The following is a 442-nucleotide window of genomic DNA, read 5'->3' on the forward strand; positions in this document are numbered from 1 at the left end:
GCTGGCCCGGGGTAACCGGCGCCGGACGACCGGGGGCGCTGCCGGGCGGGTCGGCCGTGTGGACGACGCCGTACTGGCCGGACTGCCCCCGGGCGTGCATGAGCAGGTGGGCGTACCCGGCGACGGGCCAGGTCAGCCGCTCGTGCGGGGTGCCCCGACCGCGCCCGTAGCCGATGTACTCGATCACCACCGGTAGCGGCTCGTCCACCCCGGCCGGCCGGGTGTACCAGGCGCGGACCGGGTCGCCGGCGAACCCGGCGAAGGTCACGTCCCAGGTGTCGAGCAGGCGCAGATCGGTCGGCTCGGGACGGACGTCGAGCAGCACCGGCACCGCCCCTCCCGCGCCCACGGTGCTGCGCCAGTAGTCGTCGACGCCCTCCGGCCCGGCCACCGTGCGCACCTCCTGCCCCCCTTGTGTCCGGGGCAGCTGGCCCAGGGCCAT

General features: G+C 76.5%; 1 protein-coding gene. It reads right to left on the bottom strand.

The window, feature by feature from the left end:
• Positions 1 to 391 (bottom strand): acetylxylan esterase (locus tag JMF97_RS30900; protein ID WP_307817156.1); only part of this gene is annotated, 391 nt, incomplete at its 3' end.
• Positions 392 to 442: the final 51 nt, after the last annotated feature.

The sequence above is a fragment of the Micromonospora fiedleri genome, from assembly GCF_016774385.1.
Classification (GTDB): domain Bacteria; phylum Actinomycetota; class Actinomycetes; order Mycobacteriales; family Micromonosporaceae; genus Micromonospora; species Micromonospora gifhornensis.